This is a genomic window from Pseudomonas sp. NFACC08-1 (assembly GCF_900106735.1).
Classification (GTDB): domain Bacteria; phylum Pseudomonadota; class Gammaproteobacteria; order Pseudomonadales; family Pseudomonadaceae; genus Aquipseudomonas; species Aquipseudomonas fluorescens_Q.
Genome location: NZ_FNNL01000016.1, coordinates 1 through 17,267, shown reverse-complemented (window position 1 = coordinate 17,267; position 17,267 = coordinate 1). Strand labels below are relative to the sequence as shown.

Sequence of the window (17,267 nt, the reverse complement as noted above, 5' to 3'; positions counted from 1 at the left end):
CCTCCTGATCAGTGGTAGTCCAGATAATCGACCAGTTCGATATCGGACCCGATGAAGCGAAAAATGATTTGCCAGTTTCCCATGGGATCGAGTGTAAGGCGATACATTACACTTGAAGCGGTATTTTTATACCGCACATGCCAGGCGAATCTGTGCATCCTGCGGTTTACAAGGCTTTGTGGAGCGTCGAAATTGCCTTGAACGCTTCGCCTCACCCTGAAGTCGTACCCCTTATGACGGCGGTTTTCCAAAACGCCGCGAGTACGACCAACCGTGAGGTGTTCCATGAGCGCGACCCTGTCCGAAGCGACGCAGGCATCCTTCGTCCGTCATCCGATCCATCTGACACTCAATGGCCAGGTGCATGAACTGCAGGTGTTGCCCTGGACTACCTTGCTGGACCTGCTGCGTGAGCAACTGGACCTGGTGGGCAGCAAGAAAGGCTGCGACCACGGCCAATGCGGCGCCTGTACGGTGTTGCGCGATGGCAAGCGGATCAATGCCTGCCTGACCTTGGCGGTGATGTGCGACGGCGCCGAGTTGACCACCATCGAAGGCCTTGCCGGTGACGACGGATTGCATCCCATGCAGCAGGCGTTCATCACCCATGACGCGTTCCAGTGCGGCTATTGCACGCCGGGGCAGATCTGCTCGGCGGTGGGCTTGGCCAACGAGGGTCGGGCGAAGACCCGTGGGCAGATCAGCGAGTTGATGAGCGGCAACCTGTGCCGCTGCGGCGCCTACACCAACATTCGCGATGCCATTGAAGAGGCTCTGCCACTTTGCCGGCAGGGAGGTGATCAATGAATCCCTTCCAATACAGCAAGCCCGACACCGTGCAGGCGGCCGTCGATCTGTCGAGCCCGGTTTCCCGCTTCATCGCCGGCGGCACCAACCTGCTGGACCTGATGAAGGAAAACATCACCCGTCCCGAGCACCTGATCGACATCACCGGGTTGCCCCTGGCGGACCTCAGTGAAACCCCTTCCGGCGGGGTGATGATCGGTGCGCTGGTGAGCAATGCCGACCTGGCCTGGCACCCGTGGATCGAGCGCCGCTATCCGCTGCTGGCCCAGGCCATCCTGGCGGGTGCCTCGCCGCAACTGCGCAACATGGCCAGCACCGGCGGCAACCTGCTGCAACGCACCCGCTGCTATTACTTCTATGACGCGAGCGTACCGTGCAACAAACGCCGGCCCGGCAGCGGTTGCCCGGCCCGGAGCGGTTTGAACCGGATCCACGCGATTTTCGGTGCCAGCGATCAATGTGTCGCCACCCACCCCTCCGACATGTGCGTGGCCTTGGCCGCTCTGGAGGCGGTGGTCCATGTCCTGGGCCGGGGCGGGGCGCGGACCATCGAGTTCGCCGACTTCCATCGCCTGCCCGGCGACGCCCCGGAACGGGACAATCAACTGGCTGACGATGAGCTGATCACCGCTATCGAATTGCCTGCCGCCGGTTTTGCCGAGCATAGCCACTACTTGAAGATCCGTGACCGCGCCTCCTACGCGTTTGCACTGGTGTCGGTGGCGGCGGCGCTGGAACTGGACGGGCCGGTGATTCGCCAGGCGCGCCTGGCCCTCGGTGGCGTGGCGCACAAACCGTGGCGCGACCGGGCCGTGGAGAGTTGGCTGACCGGGCAGGCCGTCAGCCGCGAAACCTTTACCGCCGCTGCCGACGCGCTGCTGCAAAACGCCGAGCCGCTGGAGCACAACGGCTTCAAAGTCAGACTGGCGCGCCGGGCGATTGTCCGTGCCTTGAGTGACGCCGCATTGGGTTGCGCACCCCAGGGAGGACACGCCTGATGAACGCTCCGAGCAAATCCATAGGGCAACCCCTCGACCGGGTCGACGGCCTGCTCAAGGTGACGGGCCAGGCCCGTTACGCCGCTGAATACCCCGAGGACGGCTTGCTGCACGGCAGCGTCGTCTCCGGTACGGTCGCCCGTGGTCGTGTAGTGCGCATCGATGCGTCCCGAGCCCTGGCACTGCCCGGCGTGGTCGCGGTCATCGACCACACCAACCGGCCGAGGATCGCCAGCTACGACGAGCCCTACCAGGATGCCGATGCGGCGGACGGCTCGCCGTTCCGGCCGTTGTACAACGACCAAGTGCTTTACAGCGGCCAGCCGCTGGCTCTGGTGGTGGCGGAAAACCTTGAGCTGGCCCGGTATGCCGGTTCGCTGGTTGAAATCGAATACGACGCCGAGGCGCATCGGACCGATCTGATCACCTTGCAATATGACGCCCATCCGGCACCGGCCGAACTGCCCAAGCCTCGTGGGAATTTTCAGGGCGAGTACGCCAGCTCCGCACTCAGCGTGGATGTGTCCTACAGCACGCCGATTGAACACCACAACCCCATGGAGCCACATGCCTCCACCGTGCTGTATCAGCCTGACGGCACCCTGCACATCCACGACAAGACCCAAGGCACGCAGAACTGCCAGGCCTATGTGCAAAAGGTCTTCGGCCTGGAGCAAGAACAGGTGCGGGTGTTTGCCGCGTTTGTCGGCGGCGCCTTCGGTTCCGGGCTGCGCCCGCAATATCAATTGCCGTTGGCCGTGATGGCGGCACTGGCCCTCAAGCGCTCGGTGCGGGTCAGCCTGACGCGCCAGCAGATGTTCACCTTTGGCTATCGTCCGCGAACCCTCCAGCGCGTACAGCTGGGGGCGGCGGCCAACGGTCGCTTGCTGGCTGTGGCGCACAGCGCTATCGGCCAAACCTCGCGCTTCGAGGACTTCACCGAGCATGTGGTGGAGTGGAGCGGCATGCTCTATCACTGCGACAACGTCGAGCTGACTTACAAACTGGTGCCGCTGGACGTCTACACGCCCCTGGACATGCGCGCCCCCGGTGCCGCCCTCGGCTTGATTGGCCTGGAGTGCGCCATGGATGAACTGGCCTGTGCCCTGGCGATCGATCCGATCCAGCTGCGCTTGATCAACTATGCCGAACGCAACGAGAACGAAGGCAAGCCGTATTCCAGCAAGGAACTGCGTGAGTGCTATGCCCAAGGTGCCCATCGTTTCGGCTGGGACAAGCGCAACCCGGAACCACGCAGCATGCGTGAAGGCCGGCAACTGGTGGGTTGGGGCATGGCCGGTGGTGTGTGGGAAGCCATGCAGCAGAAGGCCAGCGCCCAGGCGTCGCTGGACACCCATGGCAAGCTGACTGTCAGCAGCGCCACCACTGACATCGGCACCGGGACCTACACGGTCATGACCCAGATCGCTGCCGAGGCGTCAGGCGTTTCCCTTGAGGACGTCACGTTTGTCCTGGGGGATTCGTCGTTGCCCACCGCGCCACTGCAGGGCGGCTCGTTCACCGTATCGTCAGTAGGCACCGCCGTACAGCAGGCCTGTGAAGCACTGAAGGAAAAACTCCTGGCCGTGGCCCGCCAGGCATGTCCGGCCTTCAGTGGCGCGACCCTTGAGCAAGTGACGTTTGTCGATGGTCAGCTGCGGCTCGGCGAAGCGAGCGTTGCGCTCGCGGAGCTGACGCAGAAAAGCGGCGAGACGCCGTTGCAAGCCCAGGTCACTGCCGAGCCGGATGCAAAACGCCAGGCCTACGCCACGGCCACTCACTCGGCGGTGTTTGTCGAGGTGCTGGTGGACGAAGACCTGGGGGCGGTGAAGGTCAATCGTGTGGTCAGCGCCATCGCCGCCGGCCGGGTCATCAACCCGAAAACCGCCCGCAGCCAGATTCTCGGTGGCGTGGTGTGGGGCGTCGGCATGGCCTTGCACGAAGAAACCTTGACGGACCACGCCCTGGGTCGCCACATGAACCACAACCTGGCCGAGTATCACCTGCCGGTTAACGCCGACATTGGCGACATTGAGGTGATTTTCGTCGAGGAACATGACGAGATCGTCAATGCGCTCGGGTCCAAGGGCGTGGGTGAAATCGGTATCGTCGGGGTGGCCGCGGCGGTGGCCAATGCGATTTACCACGCCACCGGCAAGCGGGTGCGGGACTTTCCCATCACCCTCGACAAGTTGCTCTAGGCTTTTGCTGCATCCACCGGCTCGTGCATCCGGTCACGGTTGGCCAGGGTCGGGAACAGTTTGATCCAGGTCCCGGTCACCAGCAGCGTACCGACGCCGCCCATGACCACCGCCGGCACCGTGCCGAACCAGTGGGCGGTGAGGCCGGATTCGAACTCGCCCAACTGGTTCGAGGCGCCGATGAACAGCCCGTTCACCGCGCTGACCCGGCCGCGCATTTCATCCGGTGTTTCCAGTTGTACGAAGGAGGCGCGGATCACCATGCTGATCATGTCCGCCGCGCCCAGCACCACCAGCACCGCCAGGGAAAACCAGAACGAGGTGGAGAGGCCGAAAGCAATGGTGGCGACGCCAAACACGCCTACAGCCGTGAACATCACCCGGCCGACTTTGCGCTCCACGGCAAACCGCGCCAGCCACAGCGACATCAGCAAGGCCCCGACCGCCGGTGCCGACCGCAACAGACCCAGGCCCCAGGGGCCGGTGAGCAGGATGTCCTTGGCAAACACCGGCAGCAACGCCGTCGCGCCGCCGAGCAACACCGCGAACAGGTCCAGGGAGATCGCCCCGAGAATGTCCGGGCGACTGCGGATGAAGCGAATCCCGGCCAACAACGAATCCAGCGTCGCCTTGCCTTTGTTCAGCGGCGTTTGCCGGGCCGGCAGGTTGAGCATCAGGCAACAGGCGATGATGTAGAGCAGCACCGTCGGCCCATAGACCCAGACACTGCCAAAGGCATAGAGCAAGCCGCCGAGCGCCGGGGCGACGATGGTGGCCGACTGCTGGGCCGATTGCGCGGCGGCCACGGCACGGGGAAACAGCGCAGCCGGCACGATGCTCGGCAGCAGCGCCTGGGTGGTGGGCATTTCGAAGGAGCGGGCGGCGCCCAGCAGGAAGGCGAGGATGAAGATCATCTCCCGCGTGACGTTGTCAGTGGCGCTGCCGATCACCAGCGCCAAGGCAATCATCGCCTGCAATGTCTGGCAGATGGCCGCCACCTTGCGGCGGTCATAACGGTCGGCCACATGCCCGGTGTGGAGCATGAACAGCACGCGCGGGGCAAACTCCACCAACCCCACCAGGCCAAGGTCCAGGACGTTGCCGGTCAGTTGATAGAGGTTCCAGCCGATGGCCACGGTGAGCATCTGGAAGCCGCTGGCGGTGAATATCCGGGCCAGCCAGAAGGCGATGAAGGGACGATGGTGACGGAGCAGCAGCGGCGCTTGGCTGGGCATCTAGGGCGGGTCCGGTGAGGAAGGCCACGCGATTATCGCCGAGCTGTAACCGGAAATTACGTCGGGCGGAAAAAATAGTTAGCCAAACATCGATCCGGAACAATGCACGATTTCTGGGGCAAGGGGACTTGTGGCGAGGGGACTATTGTGGCGAGGGGATTTATCCCCGCTGGGTCGCGAAGCGGCCCCCAAGATTTCGCCGACGATGAAATTGGCGAGTGCTGTGCACTCGACGGGGATAAATCCCCTCGCCACAAAGGATTTCCACCAGCGGCAGCTTCTGCGCCCCGCACTGAGACAACCTGTCACGCGACAAACGACCACGCCGTTCATCGACGAGAATGCGGCTACTCTTTGATCATTGCTTGATCCAGATCAATGCCTTTCGGGGCGTTGGGTTGGCGGCCATCCGGCCAGCGTCCTGCGTTGTGACGGTTTTAAAAAAAGAACGATTTGAAAAGCATCGCACTCCATATCCCTGGAGGCTGGTGCAAGCCCCGCCCGCAGCCGGTTTTACCTGACAGAGGAAGACTTATGTTCGGTTTGGAGGCGCTCGATCTCGCCCGAATCCAGTTCGCGTTCACCATCTCGTTCCACATCCTGTTCCCGGCCATCACCATCGGCCTGGCGAGTTACCTGGCGGTACTCGAAGGCTTGTGGCTCAAGACCCGCGACGACACTTACCGCGACCTGTACCACTTCTGGTCGAAGATATTTGCCGTCAACTTCGGCATGGGCGTGGTGTCCGGGTTGGTCATGGCCTATCAGTTCGGCACCAACTGGAGCCGTTTCTCGGACTTCGCCGGTGCGGTGACCGGGCCGTTGCTGACCTACGAGGTGCTCACGGCGTTTTTCCTCGAGGCGGGTTTCCTGGGCGTGATGCTGTTCGGCTGGAATCGCGTCGGCCGCGGTTTGCATTTCTTTTCCACGGTCATGGTGGCGATCGGCACCTTGATCTCGACCTTCTGGATCCTGTCCTCCAATAGCTGGATGCAAACCCCCCAGGGTTACGAAATCATCGACGGCCGGGTGATCCCGGTGGACTGGCTGGCGGTGGTGTTCAACCCTTCGTTTCCTTATCGATTGCTGCACATGTCCACGGCGGCGTTCGTGGCCACAGCGTTCTTCGTTGGCTCGTCGGCGGCCTGGCATTTGCTGCGCGGTCGCGATACCCCGGCCATCCGCCGGATGCTGTCGATGGCGATGTGGATGGCCTTGCTGGTGGCGCCGATACAGGCGGTCATCGGCGACTTCCATGGCCTGAACACCCTCAAGCATCAACCGGCGAAAATCGCCGCCATCGAAGGCCACTGGGAAAACGTCGGTAATGAACCGACCCCGCTGATCCTGTTCGGCTGGCCCGACATGCAAGCGGAAAAAACCAAGTTCGCCGTGGAAATTCCTTACCTGGGCAGCCTGATCCTGACCCACAGCCTGGACAAGCAGGTGCCGGCCCTCAAGGAATTCCCGCCTGAGGACCGACCGAACTCGACCATCGTGTTCTGGTCGTTCCGGGTCATGGTCGGCCTCGGCTTGCTGATGATTTTCACTGGGCTGTGCAGCCTGTGGCTGCGCCGCAACGATCGGATCTATCAATCCCGGCCGTTTCTCTACATGGTGCTGTGGATGGGGCCGTCCGGTCTGGTCGCGATCCTGGCCGGCTGGTTTACCACGGAGATCGGCCGCCAGCCGTGGGTGGTCTATGGCTTGATGCGCACGGCCGATGCTTCGTCCGGCCACAGCTTCGCGCAGATGAGCATCACCCTGGTGCTGTTCGTCGTGGTGTATTTCGCGCTGTTCGGCGCCGGCCTGAGTTACATGATGCGTCTGGTGCGCAAGGGGCCGGAGGCCCACGAAACCGAGCCGAGCGACGGTGGCCCGGGTCAGAAACGTACGCCGGCCCGGCCATTGTCGGCCGCCGATGACGGCGACGACATGGACCATAACCAACGCTCGAACAAGGGGAATTGAATCATGGGTATTGATCTTCCGCTGATCTGGGCCGTGGTCATCATCTTCGGCATCATGATGTACGTGATCATGGACGGCTTCGACCTGGGGATCGGCATTCTCTTCCCCTTCGTCAAGGGCGAGCGCGATCGCGACGTGATGATGAACACCGTGGCACCGGTCTGGGACGGTAACGAAACCTGGCTGGTGCTGGGCGGTGCCGGGCTGTTCGGAGCGTTTCCGCTGGCCTACTCGGTGGTGCTTTCGGCGCTGTACCTGCCGTTGATCCTGATGCTCATCGGCCTGATCTTCCGCGGCGTGGCCTTCGAATTCCGCTTCAAGGCCAAGGCTGAGAAGCGTCACCTCTGGGATAAGGCATTCATTGGTGGCTCGCTGACGGCCACCTTCTTCCAGGGTGTGGCGCTGGGGGCGTTCATCGACGGATTCGAGGTGGTCAATCGCCAGTTCGTCGGCGGCTCCCTGGGCTGGTTCACGCCATTCGCGATGTTCTGTGGCCTGGCGTTGATCGCCGCCTATGCGCTGCTCGGCTGCACCTGGCTGATCATGAAGACCGAGGGCAAATTGCAAGAGCAGATGCATGACCTGGCCCGGCCGCTGGCGTTCGTGGTGCTGGCGGTGATCGGCATCGTCAGCATCTGGACGCCGCTGGCCCATGCGGACATCGCGGCCCGCTGGTTCACCCTGCCGAACCTGTTCTGGTTCCTGCCGGTGCCGATCCTGGTGCTGGTGACCCTGTATGGATTGTTCCGCGCCGTGGCGCGCAACGCCAATTACATGCCCTTTATCCTGACGCTGGTGCTGATCTTCCTCGGCTACAGCGGCTTGGGCATCAGTCTGTGGCCGAACATTGTGCCGCCGTCCATCTCGATCTGGGACGCCTCGTCACCGCCCCAGAGCCAGGGTTTCATGTTGGTAGGCACACTGTTCATCATTCCGTTGATCCTGGTGTACACCTTCTGGAGTTACTACGTGTTCCGCGGCAAGGTGACCCATGACGACGGTTACCATTGAGGGCGTCGAGCATGGGCAAACCTGACTTGAAAGACATCGAGGCCGCCGAGCGCAAGCCACTCTGGCAGCGGCTCGGTTGGCTGGCGCTGATCTGGGCCGGCAGTGTGCTGGCGCTGTTCATCGTCGCCAGCCTGATGCGGATGTTCATGAATGCCGCGGGCCTGACCACTCACTGATTGCCCTGTGGGAGCCGAGGTGCTTGCATCGCGAGCCAGCTTTGCTTGCGCAGGGACGATTTATTTACGGGCTTTGAGGATCACGAACTTCGGCGTGGCGGCCACTTGCTCGACACCGCGGAACAATCGCGCCAGTTTGCTGTGGTAACCCAGGTGCCGGTTGCCGACGATGTACAGCGCGCCGCCCACAACCAGTGCTTCGCGAGCCTGCTGGAACATCCGCCAGGCGAGGAAATCGCCCACCACTTGCTGCTGGTGGAAGGGCGGATTGCACAGCACCACGTCCAGTGACTGCGCCTCTTGTCCGGCCAGGCCATCACCGGCCCGCAGGGTCACTTCGCGCTCGCCCAGGGCCGCACGCCAGTTCTCGGCGGCCGATTGCACGGCCATGTACGACTCGTCCACCAGGGTGTAATGGGCCTCGGGGTTTTGCAGGGCACTGGCGATGGCCAGCACACCGTTGCCGCACCCCAAGTCCGCGACCCGGGCCGTCCCGAGGTTTTTCGGCAGATGTGGCAGGAACGCGCGGGTGCCGATGTCCAGGCCTTCGCGGCAGAACACATTGGCGTGGTTGAGCAGCTCGATCTTGGGCTCGTCCAGCCAGTAACGCGTGGGGTAGGGCGATACGATCGGCGCACTGCCTTGTGAAGCGCCGGGTTGTGGCGTAGCAATCAACAGCCGCGCTTTTTTTACCGCCAGGGAGGCCTGCACCGGGCCGATATACCGCTCCAATAAATCGCCAGCGGCCCGGGGCAGGTGCTTGATCATGGCCCCGGCGATCACCTGGGCACCTGGTGCCAGTTGGCCTTGCAGGCGAATCAGCTGTTCCTCCAGCAGGGCCAGGGTTTTTGGTACTTTGACCAGGACACGATCGAATGGGCCAGTCAGTGGCGCGCTGGCGGGCAACGTCGGCACCGCATCGAAGGGGCGGCCGTTGCGCACCAGGTTTTTCTCCAGTGCTTGCAACGCGAGGAAGGAGTCACCGCTGCTGGTGACATCGACCTTGCCGGCCAGGCTGGCCGCCAGGGCACCGAAGCCATCATTGAGCACCAGGACCCGAGTCTGCTTGCTTGGCTGTTGTTCGGCCAGGTACGCGAGCAGGTATTCATCGGCCGCATCGAAGGCTTGCAGTGGTTCGTTCTGCTGTTCGGGTTGGCGGATCAGGTCGAGTTGGGCGAAGGGGCTGTCGAGCAGGGGCATGGTTGGGGACTCTGGAAATCAACGAATGTCCCGCTGCCTGGAGGTAGGTGTCTGTGCGGGACCGCCTGAATGAACGGCGTCGCGTGCAGGAAGCGGCATCATTCAAGTGGGACCGTAAATGGTACGTTTTTTTGTTGCACATTACTCGCGGGTTTTTCAGCCGGGTGGTGTCACTCCACTGTTCAGATCACATGGATTTGGGCTGCTTTTGCCACCGCTGAAATTTTATTGCTGACGTTCAGTTTCCGCATGCAACTGCATACATGGAAATTCACGGTTCGTTCGGAAAGACAGAGAATCCTGCCCACTTCCGACGCGGTCTTGCCTTCGGCAGACCACCTCAACACTTCGATCTCCCTGGGTGACAGGTGGCATTTGGGCTGGACTGCCAGGGCGTCAGACAGTTTTTTGCTGGCGAGTGCGTGCAGCTTTTGACTGGCGAAGATGGCGTAGCCGAGATTTGCATAGTGCTCCTCGATATCAATGGGACAATGGGACCGAGCCAGGCTGAACAGGCTGCAACGTGCCCCTTTGTCATCATGAACGGCTTGGGTCCAGCCATACTTGAGTCCCTGTCGATTAAGTTCTCTCCATAACTTGGGGGCTTGAGCAAAAACAGTCTCATCCCACAAGATGGGGAGTGGTGATTGATTGCAATGTGCTACTAATGGATCGTTCGACGCATAGCCATTTTGTTCATAAAGTCTGTCCCATCCATAAGGGTAGTTATTCAGGTTCACCTTGCTAGTGTGCTTGTCGGGGCTTCCTTGATAGGTTGCAAATGCGCAATATTCAAATCCCTGATTGTTAAAGAAATTCAGGACCAGACGATAGGCCGTCTGCAGGTCCTTCTCGTAGGATAACTTCCTCAATAACAAGTCCTTCCACTTGTCCATCGCTCTCTCCTGGGTTTGATTCGTCCATGCGGATCCAATCCATGATGCGAAATTTGAGTGTAGGACTATTCTTAATTGGTAGTGAGTTTTTTTTAGTTTGCTTACATTTTGAAATGTTTAAGAAGCTAAACTTTTTAGTTGGTTTTTTTACAGTTTTGTGAGTTTTGTATAAGTTAAGTAAAAGATTTTGATGGTCAGACGCTGTTTGTGGTTAAAGTGCCATTACTCGTCATCGGTGGTGAAGACGCTCGCTTTGCGGGACACTGCAAGTCTTGTCCCATTGGAGTGGCTCATGACCGACAGCGCAGAGAAGTTCACCCGCCAAACCCTGCTCGATGTCCAGCCGTTGACGTCTCATTTGTTTACTTTGCGCACGACCCGGGATCGAGGCTTTCGCTTTCGGGCGGGTCAGTTTGCCCGGCTGGGGGTCGTCAGGGCGGACGGAACCACCGTCTGGCGGGCGTATTCCATGGTGTCTTCGCCGTTCGACGAGTTCCTCGAATTCTTTTCCATCGTGGTTCCCGATGGCGAGTTCACCAGTGAGCTCAGCCGCCTGCAGCCGGGTGACGAACTGTTGGTGGATCGCCAGGCTTTCGGCTACCTGACGCTGGATCGCTTTGTCGATGGTCGGGATTTGTGGTTGCTGTCTACTGGGACGGGTGTGGCGCCGTTTCTTTCTATCCTCCAGGATTTCGAGGCCTGGGAAAAATTCGAGCGGATCATCCTGGTGTACAGCGTGCGCGAGGCGCAGGAGCTGGCGTATCAGGCGCTGATCAAGGAACTGCCCCAGCGCGACTACCTGGCCGAGTACGCTCACAAGTTTCGTTTCATTGCGACCGTCACCCGTGAGCAGCATCCGGGGGCGCTCAATGGGCGGATCACCACGCTGATCGAAAATGGCGAGCTGGAGCGGGCGGCCGGCGCAGCGCTGGCGCCGGAGCATTCGCGAGTGATGCTGTGCGGCAATCCGCAGATGATTGATGACACGCGCAAGTTGCTCAAGGCCAGGGGGCTGCAACTGAGCCTGACCCGTCGGCCGGGCCAGGTAGCGGTGGAAAACTACTGGTAGGCTGTCAGTGACTGACTGCCTCAGGGCCGCTCGCTCTGGGCCTTGAGCAGATCGCGAATCTCACTCAGCAGCAGTTCTTCCTTGGTCGGGACAGGAGGCGCGCTGGGGGCTACGGCTTCTTCGCGCTTGAGGCGGTTGATCGCCTTGACGCCCATGAAAATGGCGAACGCCACGATGATGAAGTCGATGGTGCTCTGGATGAATTTACCGTAGGCCAGTACCACGGCAGGCGCATCACCCTGGGCGGCCTTGAGGGTGATGGCCAGGTCACTGAAATCCACTCCACCAATCAGCAGGCCGATGGGAGGCATGACCACGTCGCCAACGAATGACGAAACGATTTTGCCGAAAGCGGCACCGATGATGATCCCGACGGCCATGTCGACGACATTGCCTTTGACCGCGAAGGCCTTGAACTCGCTTAGCACGCCCATGAGCTATTCCTTGTAACAAATGAAAGATGACTGGCAGTGTAAATCAGCCCAACGAGTCCTGCTCGAAACGCCTGCCTACAAAGCTTCAATTATCGACCTGGTCCTGGGTGAAAAGTTTTCAAAGTGCCATCAATCGCGCGTGATACGCGGTTTCAGCCTGGCACCCCACAACGTTTTTTCTATCGACGCGGTACGGCATTTCTATTTAGGTTTTCCTTTTTCGGGCACTAGCCTCTGGATGGCGCACATGGATGCGCTCTATAACATCAGAGGAACACGCCTATGAACACTTCCCTTGGCCACGGGGCTTATTCCCATCGCCGCGCTTTTTTTGTGCTGACCGCGAGCCTTTTGTCCTTGTCTGTCAACGCGGCCACCCTGACCCGGGACAACGGCGCGGCTGTCGGCGACAACCAGAACTCGCAAACGGCAGGCCCCAACGGCCCGACCTTGCTGCAAGACGTGCAGTTGATCCAGAAGCTCCAGCGCTTTGACCGTGAGCGCATTCCCGAGCGCGTGGTGCATGCCCGCGGGACCGGCGCCCACGGTACCTTCACGGTTTCCGACGATCTCAGCGATCTGACCAAGGCCAAGGTCTTTGCCGCAGGCCAGGTCACGCCAGTGTTCGTACGTTTTTCTGCCGTGGTGCACGGCAATCATTCGCCGGAAACCCTGCGCGACCCCCGTGGTTTCGCCACGAAGTTCTACACCGCCGACGGTAATTGGGACTTGGTAGGTAACAACTTTCCGACCTTCTTCATCCGCGATGCCATCAAGTTTCCGGACATGGTCCACGCCTTCAAACCCGACCCTCGGACCAATCTGGACGATGATTCACGTCGCTTCGATTTCTTCTCCCATGTTCCAGAATCGACCCGCACCCTGACCGAGTTGTATTCCAACTTCGGGACACCGGCCAGTTACCGCGAGATGGACGGTAACGGTGTACATGCCTACAAACTGGTTAACGCCAAGGGTGAAGTTCACTACGTGAAGTTTCATTGGAAAAGTTTGCAGGGCCTGAAAAATCTCGATCCGAAAGAAGTTGTGAAAGTTCAGGGTCAAGATTACAGCCATATGACAAATGATCTGGTGAATCATATTAATAAGGGCGACTTCCCGAAGTGGGACTTGTACGTCCAGGTGCTCAATCCACAGGACCTTGCCAAGTTTGACTTCGACCCACTGGACGCGACCAAGATCTGGCCGGGTGTGCCTGAGCGCAAAGTCGGGCAAATGGTCTTGAACCGCAATCCGGCGAATGTCTTCCAGGAAACCGAGCAGGTGGCGATGGCGCCAGCGAATCTGGTGCCAGGCATCGAGCCTTCCGAGGACCGCCTGCTCCAAGGACGGGTGTTTTCCTATGCCGATACGCAGATGTACCGCATAGGCGCCAATGCCCTGCAACTGCCGATCAATGCCCCCAAAGTGGCGGTGAACAACGGTAACCAGGACGGCGCGATGAACCCAGGCAGCACCAGCACCGGCGTGAATTATCAGCCGAGCCGCCTGACGCCGCGTGAAGAACCGCAATCGGCACGCTACAGCCAGGCCGCGCTGGGCGGTAGCACCCAGCAGGCGAAGATCCAGCGTGAGCAGAACTTCAAGCAGGCCGGTGATTTGTATCGTTCGTTCAGCAAGAAAGAGCGTGATGACCTGATCGACAGCTTCGGCGGTTCTTTGGCGACCACCGATGACGAGAGCAAGCACATCATCCTGTCGTTCCTCTACAAGGCTGACCCTGAGTACGGCACCGGCGTGGCTCGTGTCGCCAAAGGTGACTTGGCCCGGGTCAAGGCTCTGGCGGAAAAACTGAGCGACTGACCACCGCCGGCAGGTGCACAACCTGTGGGAGCAAAGCTTGCTCGCGAAGCAGGCGCAGGGGGCTGAAACCAGACTGCGTTGTCTGCATCGCGGGCAAGCCTTGCTCCCACAACCATGGCCCTGCAGTCATATGCCAGAGGAGACGTCACGATGGGTAAATTACTTTTATCGATGCTTGCGATCTGGTCTGTCAGTGTACTGGCCGATCAACCAATGCCCACGGAGCCGGCTGCGGTCCAGGAACAGTTGCAAAACTATTACTTCGACGCCGCTCGCCGCGGCGATGTGCCGATGCTCGAGACTTTTATCGAGGCCGGTTATTCGCTCAATACCCAGGATGAAAAGGGCTACACCGCGCTGATCTTGGCGGCTTATCACGGCCACGGCCCAGCGGTGGAGCGGCTGCTGGCCGCTGGCGCCGATGCCTGTGCCCAGGACAAACGCGGTAACACGGCGCTGATGGGGGCGATTTTCAAGGGTGAAGTGCAGATTGCGCGTCGTTTGCTGTCCACCGAATGCAGCCCGGACCAACGCAACGGTGCCGGGCAGACCGCAGCGATGTACGCCGGTCTGTTCAAGCGTGATGAATTGCTCGATGCCTTGAAGGCCAAGGGGGCGGATCTGCAGGCCCAGGACCCGTTGGGCAATACCCCGGTGGGTCTGGCGAAGGGTGAAATCAGAATGCCGGCCCCGCGCTAGCCACTGCCTGGGCTATCATCGCGGTTTTTCTCCGGGAGTTCAGATGGCCAAGGCAAAGCGCATGTACGGCTGCACCGAGTGCGGCTCGACCTTTCCCAAATGGGCCGGCCAGTGTAGCGAATGCGGGGCCTGGAACACCCTGACCGAAACCATGGTGGAAAGCGGCGGTGCGGCGGCACCCACCGGTCGCACGGGCTGGGCCGGCCAGCAGGCGCAGATCAAGACCCTGGCCGAAGTCAGCGTTGAGGAAATCCCGCGTTTCTCCACCGCGTCCGGTGAACTGGACCGCGTGCTCGGCGGCGGCCTGGTAGACGGTTCGGTGGTGCTGATCGGCGGCGATCCGGGCATCGGCAAGTCCACCATCTTGTTGCAAACCTTGTGCAACCTCGCCACCCGCATGCCGGCGCTGTACGTCACTGGCGAAGAATCCCAGCAACAGGTCGCCATGCGCGCCCGGCGCCTGGGCTTGCCCCAGGACCAGTTGCGGGTCATGACCGAGACCTGCATCGAGACCATCATCGCCACGGCGCGCCTGGAAAAACCCAAGGTGATGGTGATCGACTCGATCCAGACCATTTTTACCGAACAGCTGCAATCGGCCCCGGGCGGCGTGTCCCAGGTGCGCGAAAGCGCGGCGTTGCTGGTGCGCTACGCCAAGCAGAGCGGCACGGCGATTTTCCTGGTAGGCCACGTCACCAAGGAAGGCGCACTGGCGGGACCACGTGTGCTGGAACACATGGTCGATACCGTGTTGTATTTCGAAGGCGAATCCGACGGACGCCTGCGTTTGTTGCGGGCCGTGAAAAACCGCTTTGGCGCTGTCAACGAACTGGGTGTGTTCGGCATGACCGACAGGGGTCTTAAAGAAGTCTCCAACCCTTCGGCGATCTTTCTGACGCGTGCCCAGGAAGAAGTCCCTGGTAGCGTGGTCATGGCAACGTGGGAAGGCACCCGGCCGATGCTGGTCGAAGTGCAAGCGCTGGTGGACGACAGCCACCTGGCGAACCCGCGCCGGGTCACCTTGGGCCTGGACCAGAATCGGCTCGCGATGCTGTTGGCCGTCCTGCATCGACACGGTGGGATTCCGACTCACGACCAGGACGTTTTTCTCAACGTGGTCGGTGGGGTCAAGGTACTGGAGACCGCCTCCGACCTGGCGCTGATGGCGGCGGTCATGTCCAGCCTGCGCAACCGGCCGCTGCCCCATGATCTACTGGTGTTCGGTGAAGTGGGGTTGTCGGGGGAAGTACGGCCGGTGCCCAGTGGCCAGGAGCGGCTCAAGGAAGCGGCCAAGCACGGCTTCAAGCGCGCCATCGTGCCCAAGGGCAATGCGCCGAAGGAAGCACCACCGGGGTTGCAGATCATTGCCGTGACACGCCTGGAACAGGCGTTGGATGCGTTGTTCGAATAACCCTAAAGGCTGTACAAGGCCCTTTGTGGAGAATGGACTTATCTGAGGCGAGGGGATTTATCCCCGTTGGGCTGCGCAGCAGCCCTAAAACCTAACAACTCGGTGTGTCAGGTCGATTGCCGTCGCTTGTTTGGGGACTGCTGCGCAGCCCAGCGGGGATAAATCCCCTCGCCACAAGGGATCGGCGTTGATTCAGATATGGATCAACGCCGCCAACTCCCGCTCCAACTCGTCCTGATCGCCCACGTTCAGCGCTACCAGCCGGCGTAGGTGTGCGATGGAGTCCAGGTCAATGTGCTCGCAGGCGAAGCCCAGGTGACCATGGTCATCATGGGCCAAACGAACTTCCATTTTGATCTCAGCATCAGGGCTCAAATGAATATCGGCCATGAAGGGGCGCTCGATATCGCCAAGCCAGGGTTCGGGTTTCTTGATCAGCAACCCCTTCAGGGACAGATCCAGCAACTCTACCGGCCAGATGAACGGGCCCTGGCTCAGCTCGGTCCTGGCATTGAAGTCAACTCGTACGAAGCGGCGACGTTCGCTCATTACGCATTCCCTCTGGAGATTCACTGACTATAGACCCAACTGACGGGACATCGTCACCGTTCGGCCGCCGACAGACGAATGTCGGGTATGGCCTTTGCCCGGGTTAGCGCTAAACTCCAATGGCTGTCTTTCTTGTCACCCTGGCTGGAATATAAAAATGAAAAACAATAATAGCCTGCTGCGCCATCTACCCTGGCTACTGCTGGCCGTCGTAGGAGCGTGCGCCCTGGGCGTCGTGGCATTGCGTCGAGGCGAGGCGATCAACGCCTTATGGATCGTCGTCGCAGCCGTGGCCATCTACCTGGTCGCCTACCGCTACTACAGCCTCTTCATTGCCAACAACGTGATGCAACTCGATGCGCGCCGGGCCACCCCCGCCGTGCTCAACAACGATGGCCTGGACTACGTCCCGACCAACAAACACATTCTCTTCGGCCACCACTTCGCGGCCATTGCCGGCGCGGGGCCGCTGGTCGGGCCGGTGCTGGCGGCGCAGATGGGCTACCTGCCCGGCACGCTCTGGCTGATCGCCGGCGTGGTGCTGGCCGGTGCGGTGCAGGACTTCATGGTCCTGTTCCTGTCCACCCGCCGCAACGGTCGGTCCCTGGGTGACATGGTCCGTGAAGAAATGGGCCGTGTCCCTGGCACCATCGCTCTGTTCGGCTGCTTCCTGATCATGATCATCATCCTCGCGGTGTTGGCGCTGATCGTGGTCAAGGCCCTGGCCGAGAGCCCGTGGGGCATCTTCACGGTAATGGCGACCATCCCGATCGCGATGTTCATGGG

General features: G+C 60.7%; 17 protein-coding genes. 11 read left to right on the top strand and 6 right to left on the bottom strand.

Going from position 1 to position 17,267, the window contains the following annotated elements:
- Positions 1 to 8 precede the first annotated feature (8 nt).
- Positions 9 to 287 carry a hypothetical protein gene (locus tag BLU76_RS32015; protein ID WP_256572706.1) on the bottom strand — a complete coding sequence of 93 codons (279 nt, stop codon included), beginning with the start codon at positions 285 to 287 and terminating at the stop codon, positions 9 to 11.
- Here BLU76_RS32015 and BLU76_RS25760 point away from each other — a divergent pair.
- Genes BLU76_RS25760 through BLU76_RS25750 form a run of 3 tightly spaced genes read left to right on the top strand, consistent with a single transcriptional unit; the run spans position 286 to position 4,006 of the window.
- Positions 286 to 807 (top strand): (2Fe-2S)-binding protein, encoded by a 522-nt coding sequence (locus BLU76_RS25760; RefSeq protein ID WP_092224959.1) that lies wholly within the window; start codon positions 286 to 288, stop codon positions 805 to 807. The two genes, BLU76_RS32015 and BLU76_RS25760, sit on opposite strands and share 2 nt — an antisense overlap.
- Positions 804 to 1,805: an FAD binding domain-containing protein gene (locus BLU76_RS25755; RefSeq protein WP_092149886.1), complete on the top strand. Its 1,002-nt coding sequence runs from the start codon at positions 804 to 806 to the stop codon at positions 1,803 to 1,805. Before BLU76_RS25760 ends, BLU76_RS25755 begins: the two co-directional genes overlap by 4 nt.
- Entirely contained in the window at positions 1,805 to 4,006 is a 2,202-nt protein-coding gene (locus BLU76_RS25750; protein WP_092224957.1) for a xanthine dehydrogenase family protein molybdopterin-binding subunit, read from the top strand. The genes BLU76_RS25755 and BLU76_RS25750 overlap by 1 nt, the downstream gene beginning before the upstream one ends.
- Here BLU76_RS25750 and BLU76_RS25745 read toward each other — a convergent pair.
- Complete coding sequence (locus tag BLU76_RS25745) at positions 4,003 to 5,241, bottom strand: MFS transporter (protein ID WP_092224955.1); 1,239 nt, start codon at positions 5,239 to 5,241, stop codon at positions 4,003 to 4,005. The two genes, BLU76_RS25750 and BLU76_RS25745, sit on opposite strands and share 4 nt — an antisense overlap.
- Before the next feature lie 534 nt (positions 5,242 to 5,775).
- On the opposite strand from BLU76_RS25745, the gene BLU76_RS25740 reads away from it, so the two are divergent.
- From BLU76_RS25740 to BLU76_RS25730, 3 genes are read left to right on the top strand one after another with little or no spacing between them, the layout of a single operon-like run.
- Positions 5,776 to 7,212, top strand: a complete 1,437-nt coding sequence (locus BLU76_RS25740) for a cytochrome ubiquinol oxidase subunit I (RefSeq protein WP_092224953.1) — start codon at positions 5,776 to 5,778, stop codon at positions 7,210 to 7,212.
- Between the two features lie 3 nt (positions 7,213 to 7,215).
- Positions 7,216 to 8,223, top strand: coding sequence for a cytochrome d ubiquinol oxidase subunit II (gene cydB, locus BLU76_RS25735; protein ID WP_092224951.1), 1,008 nt, complete (start codon positions 7,216 to 7,218; stop codon positions 8,221 to 8,223).
- Positions 8,224 to 8,234: 11 nt separating this feature from the next.
- Positions 8,235 to 8,399 carry a DUF2474 domain-containing protein gene (locus BLU76_RS25730; RefSeq protein ID WP_086936717.1) on the top strand — a complete coding sequence of 55 codons (165 nt, stop codon included), beginning with the start codon at positions 8,235 to 8,237 and terminating at the stop codon, positions 8,397 to 8,399.
- 60 nt (positions 8,400 to 8,459) lie between these two features.
- On the opposite strand, the gene BLU76_RS25725 is transcribed toward BLU76_RS25730, so the two are convergent.
- Complete coding sequence (locus BLU76_RS25725) at positions 8,460 to 9,599, bottom strand: methyltransferase (protein ID WP_092224949.1); 1,140 nt, start codon at positions 9,597 to 9,599, stop codon at positions 8,460 to 8,462.
- A 182-nt stretch (positions 9,600 to 9,781) separates the two neighbouring features.
- Entirely contained in the window at positions 9,782 to 10,495 is a 714-nt protein-coding gene (locus tag BLU76_RS25720; RefSeq protein ID WP_092224947.1) for an autoinducer binding domain-containing protein, read from the bottom strand.
- 292 nt (positions 10,496 to 10,787) lie between these two features.
- On the opposite strand from BLU76_RS25720, the gene BLU76_RS25715 reads away from it, so the two are divergent.
- Positions 10,788 to 11,564, top strand: coding sequence for a ferredoxin--NADP reductase (locus tag BLU76_RS25715; protein ID WP_092149866.1), 777 nt, complete (start codon positions 10,788 to 10,790; stop codon positions 11,562 to 11,564).
- Between the two features lie 20 nt (positions 11,565 to 11,584).
- Here the strand turns inward: BLU76_RS25715 and mscL are convergent, their stop codons facing one another.
- Positions 11,585 to 11,998 carry a large-conductance mechanosensitive channel protein MscL gene (mscL, locus tag BLU76_RS25710; protein ID WP_092224945.1) on the bottom strand — a complete coding sequence of 138 codons (414 nt, stop codon included), beginning with the start codon at positions 11,996 to 11,998 and terminating at the stop codon, positions 11,585 to 11,587.
- Between the two features lie 282 nt (positions 11,999 to 12,280).
- Between mscL and katB the strand changes: the two genes are divergently transcribed.
- The 3 genes from katB to radA all read left to right on the top strand — a co-directional run bounded on the left by katB (position 12,281) and on the right by radA (position 15,932).
- The gene (katB, locus tag BLU76_RS25705) at positions 12,281 to 13,822 is read left to right on the top strand and encodes a catalase KatB (RefSeq protein WP_092224943.1); all 1,542 of its coding nucleotides are present in this window, start codon (positions 12,281 to 12,283) and stop codon (positions 13,820 to 13,822) included.
- Between the two features lie 150 nt (positions 13,823 to 13,972).
- Positions 13,973 to 14,521, top strand: coding sequence for an ankyrin repeat domain-containing protein (locus BLU76_RS25700; RefSeq protein ID WP_092224941.1), 549 nt, complete (start codon positions 13,973 to 13,975; stop codon positions 14,519 to 14,521).
- A gap of 43 nt (positions 14,522 to 14,564) precedes the next feature.
- A complete protein-coding gene (gene radA, locus BLU76_RS25695; protein ID WP_003185644.1) occupies positions 14,565 to 15,932 on the top strand; it encodes a DNA repair protein RadA in 1,368 nt (455 codons plus the stop codon).
- A 192-nt stretch (positions 15,933 to 16,124) separates the two neighbouring features.
- On the opposite strand, the gene BLU76_RS25690 is transcribed toward radA, so the two are convergent.
- Positions 16,125 to 16,481, bottom strand: coding sequence for a PilZ domain-containing protein (locus BLU76_RS25690; RefSeq protein ID WP_063324284.1), 357 nt, complete (start codon positions 16,479 to 16,481; stop codon positions 16,125 to 16,127).
- 157 nt (positions 16,482 to 16,638) lie between these two features.
- On the opposite strand from BLU76_RS25690, the gene BLU76_RS25685 reads away from it, so the two are divergent.
- Positions 16,639 to 17,267, top strand: a 629-nt coding sequence (locus tag BLU76_RS25685) for a carbon starvation CstA family protein (RefSeq protein ID WP_305882131.1), incomplete at its 3' end; no start/stop codon positions are given.